Genomic DNA, 15759 nt, shown 5'->3' with positions numbered 1-15759 from the left:
CTCACGGCTTCCCGTAGGTCAGGGTGAGCCGGGGGCCGGTGCCCCCGTTCTCCCGCGCCCACAGCCACAGGCTGTCGGTGCCTGAGCTGGTCAGCGCGACATCGAGCGTGCCGCCCACCGAGCTGTTGACTGCGCTGACGCTCAGCGGGATGTCGTAGGCGGTGTTGCCGTCCGGCGCGCCTTCGAGTGAGCCGAGGGTGCCGGAGCCGAGCGTGGGCCGCTCGGCGAAGGTGACCTCTGCTTCCGACCAGTTCCCGGTCACCGGGACGACGTCGACCGTGTCGTCGGTCGCCGCGTGGGGATCGCTGCTGGTGGTGACGGTGAGCTTGGCGTCCTTGAGCACCATGCCCCGGGGCGCGGCGGGCACCCCGAAGCGCAGATAGCTCAGATACGCCGAGGAGCCGCGCACCGCGAGCTGCTGGTGGGTGCCGTAGGTGCTGCTGGTGGCCGCGCCGTTGACGTACGCGTCCGCGCTCGCTGCGCGCTCCAGCGTCGTCTCCGTCGGGGTGCCGGGGCGGGTGACCGACGCGGATTCCGAGCGGGCGCTGGTGTTGGCGTCGTCCGCGTCGCTGGCCGTCACCCGGTACGAGTAGGTGGTGCCGGCCCGTACGTCGGTGTCCGTGAAGGTGACGGTCGGCCTGTCCCAGAAGACGGAGTTCGCCCGCACGGTGTACACGGGCTGGGACGAGCCGTTGCGGTAGACGCGGTAGGTGAGCGCGCTGTCGTCCAGGTCGGTGCTGGCCGGCCAGCTGACTCGCACCGAGTTGCTGTAGTTGGTGGCCGTCACCGGGTCGGGCACGGTGGGCGCCCGGGTGTCGGGCCCGGTGGTGAAGCGGGTCAGGCCCTGCTGGGGCTTGTTGCCGCTGCTCTGGATACGGGAGAAGGCGCCGCCCACCCACAGGTAGTCGGCGCCGCCGCGCGAGGAGACGGTCATGACGCGGGGCCCGACCTGCTCGACGTTCGAGGGGCCGTCGTCCGTGTCGGGGAACCACGACAGCAGCGGCGTCGGGTTGTCCACCGACTGCGCCAACAGGTGCTGACGTTCATTCAGCTCGCCGAACTCGCCCATGCTGCGGCAGTTGTGCGCGTGCGAGCTGCTGTAGAGCACCCTCTTGTAGACGACCAGATCCTGGGTGGCGCCCAGGCAGGTGTCCCGCCAGCGCTGCCCGAAGCCGTCGAGGTCCAGTGCTATCCGGCCGTCGAACACGCCGCCGCCGGTGCCTTCGTGGGCGGTGTAGATGCCGGTCTCATCGACGTAGATGCCCTTGATCGCGGAGTTGCGCGGTACGAAGTACCTCGGGTAGCTGCGCTTGAGCGCGCCCGAGTCCGCGTCCACCACGGCCAGGGCGTGCGAGTCGGCGCCCCGGACGCGGTTGAAGTCGCCGCCGAGCACGACGCTCTTCCCGTCCGGCGTCACTTCCACGGCCGAGCCCGTCGAATCCGCGTCCGCCGCCCACGGCTTGAGGTCACCGCCCCGGGTGACCGCCGCGAACCTCTCGCGGTCCTCGCCCTCGATGGAGGTGAAGTCCCCGCCCAGGTAGACGGTGTCGTCGGTGACGGCGAGCGCGTGCACGGTCGAGGACACCGACATGCTGAAGCCCGGCTCGACCTTGCACGAGGAGATGTCGATCGCCGCGACCCGGCTGACGCTGGTGCCGTTGACGGCGGCGAAGTTGCCGCCCACGTACAGGGTGTCGCCGTCCGGGGAGACGGCCAGCGCCCGGACCGTCGCCAGGCCGCTGCCCACCGTGAAGTCGAGGCGGCAGTCGGCCGGCTCGCCCGTCGCCGCGTTGAACGCGGCGAAGTTGACGGCCCGCCGCTCGTCGGCGCCCGGCGCGGAGCCGGGCGGGCGGATGGTGGAGAAGGTGCCGCCCACGAAGACGACGCCTTCGGACTGGGCCATGGCCCACACGACGCCGTTCGTCTGCCAGGTGGACAGATCATCGGCGGTCATCGCCACCGGCGGCGTGACCGCCTCGGCCTTGTGTGCCCCGTGCCCGGTGAGGGCGGGGCCGCCCCAGGTGGCGGCGGTCATCGCCAGCACCGCCGCGAGCCCCGCGACCTTGCGCAGGGTGTTCTTTCTTTTCACTGCCTCCCCCAATTTTGTCGAAGTGGTGCGATTCCGGGAGCGGAGCCCCTCGAAGAGGCGGGCGCCGAGCCCGCCGGGAGGGGAGCCCCCGGAAGAGGAGGGGAGGGGCGGAGCCTGGGAAGAGTCACCGGCGGTCCACCCGCACCGTCGCACCCGCCATCTCCGCGTCCAGCGCGGAGATGTCCGCCTCGACCATGATCCGGGCCAGCTCGGGCCACATCACCCGCGGCTTCCAGCCGAGCCGCTCCTCGGCCCGCGCCGCGTCCCCGATGAGGGCGTCCACTTCGCTGGGCCGCTCGTATTTCGCGTCGAAGCGCACGTGGGCCGTCCAGTCGAGCCCGGCGGAGGAGAACGCGGCGGCGAGGAAGTCGCGTACGGTCGCCGCGGTGCCGGTCGCCACCACGTAGTCGTCGGGGACGTCGCGTTGCAGCATGAGCCACATCGCCTCGACGTATTCGGGGGCGTATCCCCAGTCCCGTACCGCGTCCAGGTTGCCCAGGTACAGGTGTTCCTGGAGCCCGGCGCGGATCCGGGCGACAGCGCGGGTGATCTTGCGGGTCACGAAGGTCTCGCCACGGCGCGGGGACTCGTGGTTGAAGAGGATGCCGTTGACGGCGAACAGGTCGTACGCCTCGCGGTAGTTGACCGTGGACCAGTAGCTGAAGACCTTCGCGCAGCCGTAGGGGCTGCGTGGGTGGAAGCCGGTCGCCTCGTTCTGCGGCGGCGGCGCGGCGCCGAACATCTCGGAGGAGGACGCCTGGTAGATGCGGGTGTCGATGCCGCTGGCGCGGATCGCCTCCAGCAGCCGGAGCGTGCCCATGCCGGTCACGTCCCCCGTGTAGAGGGGGGAGTCGAAGGAGACCCGTACATGGGACTGGGCGCCCAGGTTGTAGACCTCGTCGGGGCGCAGGTCGCGGAGCAGGTTGACGAGGGCGACGCCGTCGGCGAGGTCGGCGTGGTGCAGCACCAGGGAGCGCTCGCGCTGATGCGGGTCCTCGTACAGGTGGTCTATGCGTGCTGTGTTGAAGGACGAGGAACGGCGTATCAGGCCGTGCACCGTGTAGCCCTTGTCCAGCAGCAGTTCGGTCAGGTACGAGCCGTCCTGGCCGGTGATGCCGGTGATCAGTGCGCTCTTGGTCACGAGCCGTCCCCGTTCGGTGAGTGGGTCGAGTGTGCGGTGCGGGCCGAATGTGCTCGGTGCGTCGAGCGTGCTGGGTGCGCCGAGTCTGCTGCGGTATATGAACCGAAGGCCGTTACAGGCTTTTTGTCGGCAACCTCCCCGAACGGGCGGACGCGCTGGCACAATCCGAGGACATGACGCCTCCTCAGAACACGCAGACCGGGCCTGCCGCGCCGCACGGGACCGCCGCGCACGCCCCCGCGCCGTCTTCCGAAGCGGGCGCGGCAGCGCCCCTGCTGCCGCCCGGTGCCCGGGTCTTCGTCGCGGGGCATCGGGGCCTCGTCGGCTCCGCGGTCGCCCGCCGGCTGGCCGAGGAGGGATACGAGGTGCGCACCCGCGACCGCGCGGACCTCGACCTGCGCGACGCGGACCGGACCGAGAGCCTGCTGCGCGCCGAGCGGCCCGACGCGGTCGTCCTCGCGGCGGCGAAGGTCGGCGGCATCATGGCCAACAAGACCTTCCCCGTGCCCTTCTTGGAGGACAACCTCCGCATCCAGCTCAGCGTCCTCGCGGGGGCGCACGCCGCCGGGGTCGGGCGGCTGCTGTTCCTGGGGTCCTCGTGCATCTACCCCAAGCACGCCCCGCAGCCGATATCCGAGGAGGCCCTGCTCACCGGCCCGCTGGAGCCGACCAACGAGCCGTACGCGCTGGCGAAGATCGCGGGCATCGCGCAGGTGCGGGCCTACCGGGAGCAGTACGGCCGTTCCTACATCTCCGCCATGCCCACCAACCTCTACGGGCCGGGCGACACCTTCGACCTGCAGACCTCCCACGTCCTGCCCGCGCTCATCCGCCGCTTCCACGAGGCGAAGCGCGACGGGAGCCGGCAGGTCGTGCTGTGGGGAAGCGGCACGCCCCGGCGGGAGTTCCTGCACGTGGACGACCTGGCGCGGGCGTGCGTCCTGCTGCTGCGGGAATACGACGAGGCCACGCCGGTCAACGTCGGCTGCGGCGAGGACCTGACGATCGCCGCGCTCGCCGAGACGGTGCGCGAGGTGGTCGGCTTCGGCGGCGGCATCGGCTGGGACACCAGCCGCCCGGACGGCACCCCGCGCAAACTCCTCGATGTCACCCGGCTGTTCAAACTGGGCTTCCGCCCGGAGATTCCGCTGCGGGAGGGCATCGAGGGCACCTACGCCTGGTGGCGGGACCAGGAGTAACGGCGGGCCGGTGGGCCGGGCGCGATCCGGTGCGGACATCAGTACGCCCCCCGCCCGTCCACCACGGCCCGGAACGTGCGGGCCAGCAGGCCGAGATCGGTCGTCAGCGACCAGTTGTCCGCGTAGCGCAGGTCCAGGGCCAGGCTCTCGTCCCAGGACAGGTCGGACCGGCCGCTGACCTGCCACGGCCCGGTGAGCCCCGGCTTGACCAGCAGCCGCCGCAGCGCGGGCCCCTCATAGGTGCTGACCTCGTCCGGCAGCGGCGGCCGGGGTCCGACCAGGGACATCTCCCCGCGCAGTACGTTCACCAGCTGCGGCAGCTCATCGAGCGAGGTGCGCCGCAGCAGCCGTCCGAGGCGGGTCACGCGCGGGTCGGCGCGCATCTTGAACAGCGGCCCGTCCATGTCGTTCGCCGAGGTGAGGTGCGGGCGCAGCCGGTCGGCGTCCACGGCCATGGAGCGGAACTTCCACATGGTGAAGTGCTCCCCCCGGTGCCCTACCCGGGTCTGGCGGTAGAGCGCGGGACCGTCCGAGTCGAGCCGTACCGCCAGCGCCAGCAGCACGAACAGCGGGGCGAGCAGGGCGAGTCCGAGTGCCGCGCCGGCCCGGTCGAGTGCCGACTTGAGGAGGAGCTGCGGGCCGCGCCGCACGGGCGGGTCCACGTGCAGCAGGTGCAGCCCGGCGGCCGTCGAGGGCCGCACCCTGCGCAGGGCGACATCGGCCAGCCCCGAGGCGATGACCAGCGGCAGCCCGGCGTCGTGCACCGTCCACGACAGGGCACGCAGCCGCTCGCCGTACAGCAGCGAGCCGGGCGCGACCAGCACGGTCTCCGCGCCGTGGCGCCGTGCGGCGGCCAGCACGGCCTGCCCGTCGTCCCCGCGGTCGGCTCCGGCCAGCTGTCCCGCCTCCGGGATGCCGCTGCGCGGCACGGACTCGCCGACGGGTACGGCGCCGATGACCACGTACGGGTGGTCCGTACGGCTGGCCAACTGCTCCACCACCCGGTCCACGGCGCGCGCTTCCCCGACGACCAGCGCGCGGTGCACGGCGCGTGCCTGGCGGCGCTGCGCCTTCAGGTGACGGTGCGTCAGAGAGCGGCACAGGGCCGTCAGAACGGGTGCCGGTGTCACCGCGAGCAGCGCGACGGCGGGCGGCGAACTCTCGCTGGACAGCACGCGGACGACGGCGAGCAGGCCGACCAGCGTCAGCCAGTCGTGCAGCGTGGTCACCAGCCCGCGGGACTCGCCCAGGAAGCGGAGCCCGTAGCGCTGGTGCCCGGTGAGCACGCATAACCACGCCACGCAGACGGCGGCGGTGGCCGTCACGACGTGTGGCTGCCCGGCCTGCTGGAAGACGAACGCGACGGGCACCGTGGCCCCGGCCGTGTCCGCCACGAGCGCGGCCGGCCGGTACCAGAGCGGCTTCTCCTCGCCGCCGCCGACGCCGACACCGCCGGTCCCGGCGCCGCTGACGTGCCGCGCGGGCAGGCGCGCGCTTTTCAGCCCGGTACTTCCGGCACCGCCGGGTCTTCTGATGTCCCCCGGTCTCCCCGGTCTCCCGGGTCTCCCGGGTCTCTTGGGTCCTCCAGGTCTTCCGGGCCTCCCGGGTCTCTCTGGTTTCCCCTCATCGGACACGATCGCAGAGTCGCGCCGCATGAACCCCCCCAGGTACGCGGAACCCCCCATGGCACACGGTCCCCCGCCCCCACGGGGGGTGCGCCGACATTGCCCTGACCTTAAGACATGTGAGCGAGACTCGTCGCCATTCGTTCACTTTCCGGCTGGAAGTGCGGAGAGTGCGGTGAGGGTTGTATGTCAGCGCGCGTATATTCCGGGCGATTCCACGAGGAAGATACCCTTCCCCGGGGTTTCGGCGCCCTGTCCGGACGGCCCGAACACGCCTGCCCGGGGTGCGGATTTATCGTCACCGGTTGAGGTGGTGACGGTTCGCGCGGGAGGTACCCGGGCCGGGATCCCGGACGGACAGGGCCTCCGGGGCATCCCCGGCCGACGACAAGCGCCCGCCCCTGTGCTGCGACCATGGCAGGCGATGTACGCAGACGAAGACGCCGCTGGGAGGGTCGAAATCCCGGCCTCGGGGTGGCCGGACGTGCCGGGCGACACCGCGTTCACCCTCAAGGTCCCGGCCGCCGACGCACTGGTCCGGGCCGGGTTCCCGGCCCACGTGAGCGTGCTCTACCCGTTCCTGCACGAGAGCCGTATCGACGTCGCGACCGACCGTGAACTGACCGGCCTCTTCGCCGGACACGAGGCGTTCACCCTCGATTTCGACACCTTCGGACGCTTCCCCGGAGTGCTCTACCTCGACCCGTGGCCACCCGGCCCCGTGACCGCGCTGACGAAGGACCTCACCCGGCGCCGGCCCGAGGCGGTCCCCTACCGGGGGGTCTTCGGCGCCGGACTCGCCCCGCACCTGACGGTCGCCAACAACGAAGGCCCCGCCACCCAGGACGCCGCCTACGACGCGGTGCAGGCCGAACTGACCCCCCAGCTGCCACTGAGCTGCCACGTGCGGTCGGTGCACCTCATCACCTGGGACGGAACGCGCTGGCAAGACCGTGCCGAATACCGTCTGGCGCCCCGCCGCTGAGATACACCGAACCGGCGCTTCAGCCCTTCACGCAGACAACCTGCTTCAGCTTCGCCACGACCTCCACCAGATCCCGCTGCTGGTCGATCACCCGCTCGATCGGCTTGTAGGCGCCGGGGATCTCGTCCACCACCCCGGCGTCCTTGCGGCACTCCACCCCCTGCGTCTGCTCGGCCAGATCCCGCTCCGAGAAACGCTTCCTGGCCGCGTTCCGGCTCATGCGCCGGCCGGCGCCGTGCGAGGCGGAGTTGAAGGAGGCCGCGTTGCCCAGGCCCTTGACGATGTACGAGCCGGTGCCCATCGAGCCCGGGATGATGCCGAACTCGCCGCCGCCGGCGCGGATCGCGCCCTTCCGGGTGACCAGCAGGTCCATGCCGTCGTAGCGCTCCTCGGCGACATAGTTGTGGTGGCAGGAGATGGTGTCCTCGAAGACGGGCTTCGCCTTCTTGAACTCCTTGCGCACCACGTCCTTCAACAGGCCCATCATCAGCGCCCTGTTGTGCTTGGCGTACTCCTGCGCCCAGAACAGGTCATGGCGGTAGGCCGCCATCTGCGGGGTGTCCTTGACGAAGACCGCCAGGTCCCGGTCCACAAGGCCCTGGTTGTGCGGCAGGTCGCGGGCGATACCGATGTGGTGGTCGGCCAGTTCCTTGCCGATGTTGCGCGAGCCGGAGTGCAGCATCAGCCACACCGCGCCCGTGGTGTCCAGGCACACCTCGATGAAGTGGTTGCCGCCGCCGAGCGACGCCATCTGCCTGAGGGCCCGCTCCCGCCGGAAGCGCACCGACTCGGCCACCCCGTCGAAGCGCGACCAGAAGTCGTCCCAGCCGGCGGTCGGCAGCCCGTGCATTCCGCCCGGCTCCACCGGCTCGTCGTGCATGCCCCGCCCGACGGGAATGGCCCGCTCGATCCGGGACCGGAGCCGCGAGAGGTCGCCGGGCAGGTCGTTCGCGCTCAGCGAGGTCCGTACGGCGGACATGCCGCAGCCGATATCGACGCCCACGGCCGCCGGGCACACGGCCCCGTGCATCGCGATGACGGAGCCGACCGTCGCGCCCTTTCCGTAGTGCACGTCGGGCATCACGGCGAGCCCCTTGATCCAGGGGAGCGTCGCCACGTTCCGCAGTTGCTGGAGCGCGGCCTCCTCCACCGTGGACGGGTCCGCCCACATCCGGATGGGCACCCGGGCACCGGGCATCTCGGTATGAGACATGCTGGATCAACTCCCCCGCAAACAAGCAAATAAGATCCGGAATGCCGTGCTGCTGCGCCGACTTCCGGGATGTCATTGTGCGCCGCGGTGCACCCGCTACCGCAAAGGGATTTTCCCGTGCCCCTGCCTGCGGACGAAGCGGAGATCGCGGACTTCGGTTGTCAAGGAGCGGCCGAGATACGTAGCGTGACGTGAAGATGTTCATTCAACAGCGCGTGTGTGTCTGTACTTGTGTACGTCTGTACGGGGGAGGAGCACCGATGTCCTGGGCCGAATGGGACCACGCGAAGGCCAACGCGACGGCGGGCGAAGGCGGTACGCGCATGCGGCTGAACGGCTACACCGCCGCCGACCACCCCGGCGACGGGCCCCGCCGCGATCTCGACCTGGTGGTCCACGACGACGAACTGGGCAAGCTCGGCAACATGGCCCACGGCCTGCGCAAACAGCTCGGCACCGACGGCAAGCACGCGCAGAAGGCGACCAGCGACGCGGCCGGCGATCTGGCAGCCGACGGCTTCGACATGGGCGACGCCCTCTCCGAACTGCACGGCGCCTGGGAGACGAAGGTCAAAACACTCCAGGACGCGTGCGGCCAGATCTCCGACCACCTCGACTACACGCGCGGCGCGCACTCCGAGGACGAGGGAAAGATCAAGGGCGCGATGTCGTCCATCGCGACACTGGACAAGCGGATCAAGTAGGGGGGCGGACACCACATGGGCAAGCTCGACATGCCGACCGTCCAGGAACTGCGCGATCTGCGCCTGGGCAAGCTGAACACCGCGATAACGGACTGGAAGGAAACGCACCGCCGGCTCGCCGAACTGACCGAAGGCGGACAGGGCGGTGCTGGTGGCGGCAAGGGCGAGCAGGGGTCCGCCGCCGAGTTCGCCGCCGCGACGCGGAACGCCGACTGGTCCGGCAAGAACGCCACCGCCGTGCGCGGCTTCGTCACCAAGACGGCCGCCCAGTTCCCCGAACTGGTGAAGGAGGCGGCGGACGTCCTGGGGCTGCTCAAGACCGCGCGCCGGGCCTTCCTCGACCACAAGTCCGACCTGGAGAAGGTCGTCGACGACGTCGCGAAGGACAACATCTACATCAACGACACAGGCGGCGCGGTCAAGTCCATCCCCCCGCCGGGCGTGGCCGGTGACGCCAAGATCAAAGAACCGTCCGACGCCGATCTGGAAGCCGCCGAGAAACGCGTGCGGCGCGTGCTGTGGGAAGCGCACGAGACCGATCGCATCACCGCCCGCGAACTCCGGGCCATCGCCCGCAACAAGTACGACTTCTCAGGGGCCGCCGCCGACAGCGTCAAGGCGGCCGACGCCCGGCAGGGCAAGGCGGACGCCGAATACTGGGCCAAGAAGCTGAAGGACGGCGACACCAAGGTCTGGGAACTGGACCAGAAGCAACTGGAGAAGTTCAACGAGACGCTGCGCAACCAGCGGGACAACAAGGACTTCACCACGACGTTCGCCACCCGCATGGGTGGCGAGGGCACCCTGCGGTTCTGGCGCGACCTGGCCGACCCCGGCCACGGCGACACCCCCACGGGCGCCCGCGCCGAACTCCTCGACCACATCCAGGGCAACCTCAGCATGAGCCTGGCGAACGCCACCCGTCAGGACACCCCGGCGATGCACACCTGGGAGAACGACGTCATCAAGGCCGGCACCAAGCAGTTCGGCCACGAGGGCATCATGGCCAAGCCCTACGGCTTCCAGATCATGAGCAGCCTCATGGGCAAGGGGAAGTTCGGCGACGGCTTCCTCGACCGGTACGGCGACGCGCTCTACAAGTTCGAGAAGAGCAAGCCGGACGCCCCCTCCGCATGGGGTCTGGTCGGCATGGGCACCGACCTCGACCCGGGCAACAAGAGCACCGGCGCCGACCCGATGACCGGCTACCTCAAGGCCCTCAGCCACAACCCCGACGCCTCCACCGCCGTCTTCAACGACGACGAGCGGGCCGACTACCTGCTGAAGGACCGCGTCTACTTCGACGAGGACGCCCCCGACAGCACCGGCCCCGACGACGGCGTGAAGCTTCCCTCCCGAGAGGCCCTGGGCGACGCCCTGTTCGCCGCGGGCAGCGGCATGAACCCGGACGACCCGGCGGCGGAGTACGTCAAGCACACGGGCGCGCACGACCAGGTGCTGGACGGCGCACTGGAACGGCTCGCGAGTCAGAAGGACGACATGCCGCCCGAACTCCGCGACGACATGGCGAAGTTGCTGGGGAACCACGGCACGGACACGCACATGACGATGGGAGGTTCGCCGAAGGAGCAGGTGCTGGACCGGCCGGACCTGCTGGAAGTCTCCAAGCAGATTTCCCGGGATCCGGAGAGCTACCAGGTTCTCAACCAGTCCATGGACGCCGCGATGGTCCACGACATCGGTACGGAGAAGAAGGACCCGGAAGACAGCCTCAGCCGCGCGGGCCGCACGGTGGGTTTCCTCGAAGAAGCCCGCTACCAGGCGATCGGTGACAAGAAGGCCGAGGACCTGAAGGCGGCGGGCTGGGGCGCCACCGGCACGGGTGGCTATCTGGTCTTCGCCGAGGCGACGTCGTTCCTGCCTGGCGGGGGCCATATGGCCAATGCGGCGTTCGGGCTCAGCAAGTTTTTGACGGAGGACGAGAACGCGCGCATCGAGGCCGGGGCCACCGACGACAACATGGACGTTTCCGCGCGTCAGAGCCGCCGCGTCCAGGGGCTCGTAGACGAGTGGCACCAGACCAATTCCAGGTGGGCAGACCACCACACCGGATTCTCCGAGGACCACGGCGCCTGGGACAAGATCGACGCCGCCGCCAACGACGGCAAGCACAACGCCCGCGAGGAGTGGGGAAAGCAGTGATGCCGCGCACCACCCGACGAGTGGGGGCCGCCGCGCTGGCCGCCGTCGCGTTCGCTGCCGTCACCGGGTGCTCTCAGCAAGGGCGCCAGTACGCAGTCCCGAAGAAGATCTGCGATGTCAGGGTCTCCGAGGACGCCCTCGAACCACTCCTTCCGGACGGCGAGAAGCTGAATCAGTCCCAGCGGCCGATCGGCGAATCCCAGACCGCCTGCGTGGTGAATGTCGCGGACGGGCCCTACGCCTTGAACATCGACATCATCGAGCTGGACAAGCCACTCACCGCCGATGACAAGCGGGTGTCCCTGAAGTCCCTGAAGCATGCGAAGAGCGTGCGCGTCCCGGATGCGCATTGGGCTGTGCAGGGGGACAACCATTTCCACCTGTCCACCTCGTGCGGCACCGACTGGGCCGATTCGCTGGCCTTCAGGTTCACCTTCGGCAAGGGCGAGAAGGGCGTCGAGGCCAGCCGGGGTAACGCCCTTCGCTTCGTCAAGGAATTCGTCCGCGGTGAGAAAGAGGAGGAGGGCTGCACCGCGCGCTGAGCGGTGGCGCGGCGCAGCCCTCCCAGGGCAACAACGGGCATCAAGCGTCAGCTGTCACGCGCTGAGCCGGAACTGCGCTCCCAGCGCACGCAGCACATCGATGTTCAGCGCGTAAGCGTGCCTGCTCTCTTCCACGACCCGCTGCTTTTCCAGGTCGTCGCACGGCAGTGCGTCCAGCAGGGCGCGGTATTCGCGCTTGAACGCCGCGGGGTTGGGGATGGCGTCGAAGACGTAGAAGCGGACGCCGTCGCCCTTGCGGTCGAAGCCCCAGGTCTTCTCCGCCGTGCCCCGGACGATCTGGCCGCCGGAGAGGTCGCCGAGGTAGCGGGTGTAGTGGTGGGCGACGTAGCCGGCGGGCCAGTCGTGGGCCACGGCGGCGATCCGGTCCGCGTACGCGGAGGTGGCGGGCAGCGCCGCGAGCGTCTCGCGCCAGCCGTCGCCGCCGTGCAGATGGGTGAGGTCCCGCTCCAGTGCGGGCAGCCGGAAGAGTTCGCCCCGCACGAAGGGGCCCGCGACGGGGTCGTCCTCCAGTGCGGCGGCGGCCTCTTCGAGCGCGCGGTAGATGAACCAGAGCTGCTCGGTGTAGTGGGTGTAGGCGTCCAGGCCGAGTCTGCCGCCGAGCAGTTCGCTCATGAACGCCGACCCGTGGGCCTCGGCGTGCTGCTCGCGGGAGGCGGTGCGGATGAGGGTGGAGAAGGCCGTGTCCGACACTGACGAGGTCACATCTGGCTCCCGGGGGTGCGGAGGCGGTACGCGCGAGCGCCGACGGGGCGCCGCGCGGTAGCCTTGATCCTGGTACTTAGGCTTACCTAAGTCAAGAGGTTGCCGACGCCCTGTCGGGAAACGCCTACCCGCTGATCCGCCACCGAAGCGGATCCCCCGAGCCGCCCGTTACGGCAGCGTCAGGATCTCCGCACCCGACTCGGTCACCACCAGCGTGTGCTCGAACTGTGCCGTGCGCCTGCGGTCCTTGGTGACGACGGTCCAGCCGTCCTCCCACATGTCCCACTCATGGGTACCGAGGGTCAGCATCGGCTCGATGGTGAAGGTCATCCCGGGGCGCATCACGGTCGTCGCCCGTGGGTCGTCGTAGTGCGGGACGATCAGGCCCGAGTGGAAGGAGCGGTTGATGCCGTGACCGGTGAAGTCGCGGACCACGCCGTAGCCGAAGCGCTTGGCGTACGACTCGATGACCCGGCCGACGATGTTGATCTGCCGGCCCGGCTTGACCGCCTTGATGGCCCGGTTGAGGGACTCCCGCGTCCGCTCCACCAGCAGCCGCGACTCCTCGTCCACCTCGCCGCACAGGTAGGTGGCGTTGTTGTCGCCGTGTACGCCGTCGAGGTACGCGGTCACATCGAGGTTCACGATGTCGCCGTCGCGCAGCACCGTCGAGTCGGGGATGCCGTGGCAGATGACCTCGTTGACCGAGGTGCACAGCGACTTGGGGAACTCCCGGTAGCCCAGCGTCGAGGGGTAGGCCCCGTGTTCGACCATGTAGGCGTGCGCCACCTCGTCCAGCTTGTCGGTGGTGACGCCCGGCGCGATGTGCTTCGCGGCCTCCTCCATCGCCCGCGCCGCGACCCGGCCAGCGGCCCGCATCTTCTCCACCGTCTCGGCGTCCTGCACCTCGGGCCCGTCGTAGGGGGTGGGCGCGGGCTTGCCGACGTACTCGGGGCGCGGGATGGCGGCGGGCACCGACCGGGGCGGGGAGAGGGTGCCGGGGACGAGAAGAGACTGGCCAGACATGGCGGCGAGTGTAGTCAAGGCCCCGGCCGGATGGGCCCCGGCCGGGGTGCTGCGCCCGCATGCGTGGTGCGCGACCATGGGCGCATGGCTCTGTTCAAGCGCAAGACGGTCGGCAGGCCCGGCGAGTGGTTCTTCAACGTCGAGGACGGCAAGGTCGAGGAGGGCCCGCAGTCGCCCGGCAAGGACCGCATGGGCCCCTACGCCACCCGAGAGGAGGCCGAGCACGCACTGGAGACCGCCCGGGAGCGGACCTCCCAGTGGGAGAACGACCCCCGCTGGCGCGACGGCTCCACACGGGGCGGCTCCACGCCCGACGACTCCACGCGGGACGGTTCCGAGCCGGGTGACTCCACGCGGGCCGACGGCCAGGAGTGACCGCGCGGGGGTGACCCTGCGGGGCGATCCGCGGAGGTGAGCGGGCCCGAGCACTGCGGACCCGTGCACTGCGGACCCGCTCGGTGTGGGCCCGTCCGGTGTGGGCCCGTCCGGTGTGGGCCCGCTCCCTCGGAGCGGATGCGGCGGAACCCGGAACCCGGGACGCGGCGGTTCCGGTGGGTCCAGGACGCGGGTTCCGGAAGGCTCAGGAAGCGGAACCCCAGGTCACCGCCCACAGCGCGAGCGCGAGACAGCTGAACGCGGCGCCCAGCGCGCACGGCGCCCCAGCCGGCCACGGCGTAGAGGGCGGTCGCGGCCAGGGCCCCGGCGACACCGCCGTCCACAAAGTCTCCGGGCGGTGAACCGAGCCGGGGCTCTCCCGGGTCCTCCCGGCCCGGGCCGGGCCGGTGAAGGTGAGTACAGGGCGAATGGGCTCAACTGTCAGCCGATCTCCTTATTTCACCCTGTAAAGGCGCAATGTCCGAATGAAGGGGCCTTGGCGGTCTCTTGGGCCGCTCTGTGGCCGGAAACACACCGAGGCCCGCCGAGGTGGCGGCGCGGGGAAGTGCGCTGAGTCACCCAGGCGTCAAAGTGCCTATTTTCGCGGGCTCTTCGAAAGAATGGGCATTGCGCCTCTCTCACGCTCAGAAAATGATCCACAGCATAGCGTGGATAAACTCGGTGATCATTTCCGTGGCGCGGCGATGATCAAAATTCCCCACCTTGCTCCCGGAAAACCATTGTGTTTCCGTGTCCTCGCTCCCGGCCCTATGAGCGGCGGGAGTTCCTCTACCGGTGCGCCGAATCCTGCCACCCGGTGCGGGAAATACATACGACAAGAAAGCGGCAGGAGCGGGGGAACCAGGTAAGTGCCGAGTCGCACGGTGCGGCCGGCTAGGGGTGAAGCCATGCCCTTTGTGCCTTCGGGTGCGGGAATGGCCGGGCAACTCCAGCCCGAATCCGACAGCTCACCTCGCAGGCGCTAGGAGAGGACACCCCCATGTCTCACGGCCGCCAGCGCAGCCTGCTTCATGCCTTCAATTTCCGTCGTGTTTCCCGTATTTCCGTCGTGCTCGCGGCCGGCGGTGCGGGAATCGCCGCTCCGCTGCTCACCGCGGGCAGCGCGCACGCCGCGTCCGCCCCCGCCTCGACGCACGCGAAGGCCCCGGCCGCCGCCGCGCAGAGCCCCGCCATCAAGGCCGCCCAGCAGCCGAAGGGCGAGCAGGGCTCCGGCGCGTCGGGTTCGTACGTGGTCGTCGGCGGGGACAGCCTGTACCGCATCGCCACCGACCACGACGTCAAGGGCGGCTGGTCCGCTCTCTACGACGCCAACAAGAAGACCGTCGGCGGCGACCCGGACCTGATCAAGCCCGGCCAGAAGCTGACCCTGCCCTCCGCCTCGGCCGGTGCCGAGAAGCGCTCCGTGCCGAGCGAGGCGGGCAAGACCTCCGCCGAGCAGTCCAGCGACAGCCGGCCGACCCAGCAGACCCAGGCGCCGCGGACCCAGTCCGACAACCTGGACGGCTGGATCAACGAGGCGCTGGGTGTCATGAAGCAGCACGGCATTCCCGGCACCTACGAGGGCATCCACCGCAACATCATGCGGGAGTCCGGCGGTAACCCGGACATCGCGAACAACTGGGACATCAACGCCCAGAACGGGACGCCGTCCATCGGTCTGCTGCAGGTCATCCAGCCGACCTTCGACACGTACCACGTCGAGGGCACGGCCAACGACCTGCGCGACCCGGTCGCGAACATCGTCGCCGCCTGCAACTACGCGGCCAAGACGTACGGTTCGATCGACAACGTCAACGGCCCGTACTGAGCGAGCCCGCGGCCGGGCACGCGACCAGCGCGCCCCGGCCGTGTGACCCCGGCTGCCCGTCACCCTTCGGTGGCGGGCAGCCGTCGTCTCCGGGGCCCCCCCCCCCCCCCCCCCCCCCCCCCCCCCCCCCCCCCCCCCCCCCCCCC

The 15759-nt window shown here is 70.1% G+C and carries 13 protein-coding genes and 1 riboswitch; of the genes, 7 read left to right on the top strand and 6 right to left on the bottom strand.

Going from position 1 to position 15759, the window contains the following annotated elements; genetic code table 11:
* Window position 1: 1 nt before the first annotated feature.
* Together ABD339_RS02415 and gmd are read right to left on the bottom strand one after the other, a co-directional pair.
* Window positions 2-2035, bottom strand: coding sequence for a CBM96 family carbohydrate-binding protein (locus ABD339_RS02415; protein WP_344562288.1), 2034 nt, complete (start codon window positions 2033-2035; stop codon window positions 2-4).
* A gap of 178 nt (window positions 2036-2213) precedes the next feature.
* Window positions 2214-3230 carry a GDP-mannose 4,6-dehydratase gene (gene gmd / locus ABD339_RS02410; protein ID WP_344561646.1) on the bottom strand — a complete coding sequence of 339 codons (1017 nt, stop codon included), beginning with the start codon at window positions 3228-3230 and terminating at the stop codon, window positions 2214-2216.
* Between the two features lie 173 nt (window positions 3231-3403).
* Here gmd and ABD339_RS02405 point away from each other — a divergent pair, with 173 nt between their 5' ends.
* Window positions 3404-4429 carry a GDP-L-fucose synthase family protein gene (locus tag ABD339_RS02405; RefSeq protein ID WP_344561645.1) on the top strand — a complete coding sequence of 342 codons (1026 nt, stop codon included), beginning with the start codon at window positions 3404-3406 and terminating at the stop codon, window positions 4427-4429.
* 38 nt (window positions 4430-4467) lie between these two features.
* On the opposite strand, the gene ABD339_RS02400 is transcribed toward ABD339_RS02405, so the two are convergent.
* Window positions 4468-5823, bottom strand: coding sequence for a sugar transferase (locus ABD339_RS02400; RefSeq protein WP_344561644.1), 1356 nt, complete (start codon window positions 5821-5823; stop codon window positions 4468-4470).
* Window positions 5824-6478: 655 nt separating this feature from the next.
* Between ABD339_RS02400 and ABD339_RS02395 the strand changes: the two genes are divergently transcribed.
* Window positions 6479-7039 (top strand): 2'-5' RNA ligase family protein, encoded by a 561-nt coding sequence (locus tag ABD339_RS02395; RefSeq protein ID WP_344561642.1) that lies wholly within the window; start codon window positions 6479-6481, stop codon window positions 7037-7039.
* A 19-nt stretch (window positions 7040-7058) separates the two neighbouring features.
* On the opposite strand, the gene ABD339_RS02390 is transcribed toward ABD339_RS02395, so the two are convergent.
* Entirely contained in the window at window positions 7059-8252 is a 1194-nt protein-coding gene (locus tag ABD339_RS02390) for an RtcB family protein (protein ID WP_344561640.1), read from the bottom strand.
* Window positions 8253-8512: 260 nt separating this feature from the next.
* Here ABD339_RS02390 and ABD339_RS02385 point away from each other — a divergent pair, with 260 nt between their 5' ends.
* Genes ABD339_RS02385 through ABD339_RS02375 form a run of 3 tightly spaced genes read left to right on the top strand, consistent with a single transcriptional unit; the run spans window position 8513 to window position 11661 of the window.
* The gene (locus ABD339_RS02385; RefSeq protein WP_344561638.1) at window positions 8513-8956 is read left to right on the top strand and encodes a hypothetical protein; all 444 of its coding nucleotides are present in this window, start codon (window positions 8513-8515) and stop codon (window positions 8954-8956) included.
* Between the two features lie 15 nt (window positions 8957-8971).
* A complete protein-coding gene (locus ABD339_RS02380) occupies window positions 8972-11119 on the top strand; it encodes a hypothetical protein (protein WP_344561636.1) in 2148 nt (715 codons plus the stop codon).
* A complete protein-coding gene (locus ABD339_RS02375; protein ID WP_344561634.1) occupies window positions 11119-11661 on the top strand; it encodes a hypothetical protein in 543 nt (180 codons plus the stop codon). The genes ABD339_RS02380 and ABD339_RS02375 overlap by 1 nt, the downstream gene beginning before the upstream one ends.
* Window positions 11662-11715: 54 nt before the next feature.
* Here the strand turns inward: ABD339_RS02375 and ABD339_RS02370 are convergent, their stop codons facing one another.
* Both ABD339_RS02370 and map read right to left on the bottom strand, forming a co-directional pair.
* Entirely contained in the window at window positions 11716-12384 is a 669-nt protein-coding gene (locus tag ABD339_RS02370; protein ID WP_344561632.1) for a biliverdin-producing heme oxygenase, read from the bottom strand.
* Between the two features lie 168 nt (window positions 12385-12552).
* Complete coding sequence (map, locus tag ABD339_RS02365) at window positions 12553-13410, bottom strand: type I methionyl aminopeptidase (protein ID WP_344561630.1); 858 nt, start codon at window positions 13408-13410, stop codon at window positions 12553-12555.
* An 84-nt stretch (window positions 13411-13494) separates the two neighbouring features.
* On the opposite strand from map, the gene ABD339_RS02360 reads away from it, so the two are divergent.
* Together ABD339_RS02360 and ABD339_RS02355 are read left to right on the top strand one after the other, a co-directional pair.
* Window positions 13495-13785, top strand: coding sequence for a hypothetical protein (locus ABD339_RS02360; RefSeq protein WP_344561628.1), 291 nt, complete (start codon window positions 13495-13497; stop codon window positions 13783-13785).
* 823 nt (window positions 13786-14608) lie between these two features.
* Window positions 14609-14781, top strand: a riboswitch (cyclic di-AMP (ydaO/yuaA leader).
* Between the two features lie 4 nt (window positions 14782-14785).
* On the top strand, window positions 14786-15613 hold the full coding sequence (locus tag ABD339_RS02355; protein ID WP_344561626.1) for a transglycosylase SLT domain-containing protein: 828 nt from the start codon (window positions 14786-14788) through the stop codon (window positions 15611-15613).
* Window positions 15614-15759: the final 146 nt, after the last annotated feature.

The organism is Streptomyces axinellae (genome assembly GCF_039532135.1).
Lineage (GTDB): Bacteria > Actinomycetota > Actinomycetes > Streptomycetales > Streptomycetaceae > Streptomyces > Streptomyces axinellae.
Note: the sequence above shows the minus strand (reverse complement) of the source record. Positions and strands in the feature narration are given on the sequence as shown.

Bases quoted from the DNA above. Each gene is read 5' to 3' on its own strand.
- ABD339_RS02415 (WP_344562288.1), bottom strand. From the start codon at position 2,035: ATGACCGCCGCCACCTGGGGCGGCCCCGCCCTCACCGGGCACGGGGCA.
- ABD339_RS02405 (WP_344561645.1), top strand. From the start codon at position 3,404: ATGACGCCTCCTCAGAACACGCAGACCGGGCCTGCCGCGCCGCACGGG.
- ABD339_RS02395 (WP_344561642.1), top strand. From the start codon at position 6,479: ATGTACGCAGACGAAGACGCCGCTGGGAGGGTCGAAATCCCGGCCTCG.
- ABD339_RS02390 (WP_344561640.1), bottom strand. From the start codon at position 8,252: ATGTCTCATACCGAGATGCCCGGTGCCCGGGTGCCCATCCGGATGTGG.
- ABD339_RS02385 (WP_344561638.1), top strand. From the start codon at position 8,513: ATGTCCTGGGCCGAATGGGACCACGCGAAGGCCAACGCGACGGCGGGC.
- ABD339_RS02380 (WP_344561636.1), top strand. From the start codon at position 8,972: ATGGGCAAGCTCGACATGCCGACCGTCCAGGAACTGCGCGATCTGCGC.
- ABD339_RS02375 (WP_344561634.1), top strand. From the start codon at position 11,119: ATGCCGCGCACCACCCGACGAGTGGGGGCCGCCGCGCTGGCCGCCGTC.
- map (WP_344561630.1), bottom strand. From the start codon at position 13,410: ATGTCTGGCCAGTCTCTTCTCGTCCCCGGCACCCTCTCCCCGCCCCGG.
- ABD339_RS02360 (WP_344561628.1), top strand. From the start codon at position 13,495: ATGGCTCTGTTCAAGCGCAAGACGGTCGGCAGGCCCGGCGAGTGGTTC.
- ABD339_RS02355 (WP_344561626.1), top strand. From the start codon at position 14,786: ATGTCTCACGGCCGCCAGCGCAGCCTGCTTCATGCCTTCAATTTCCGT.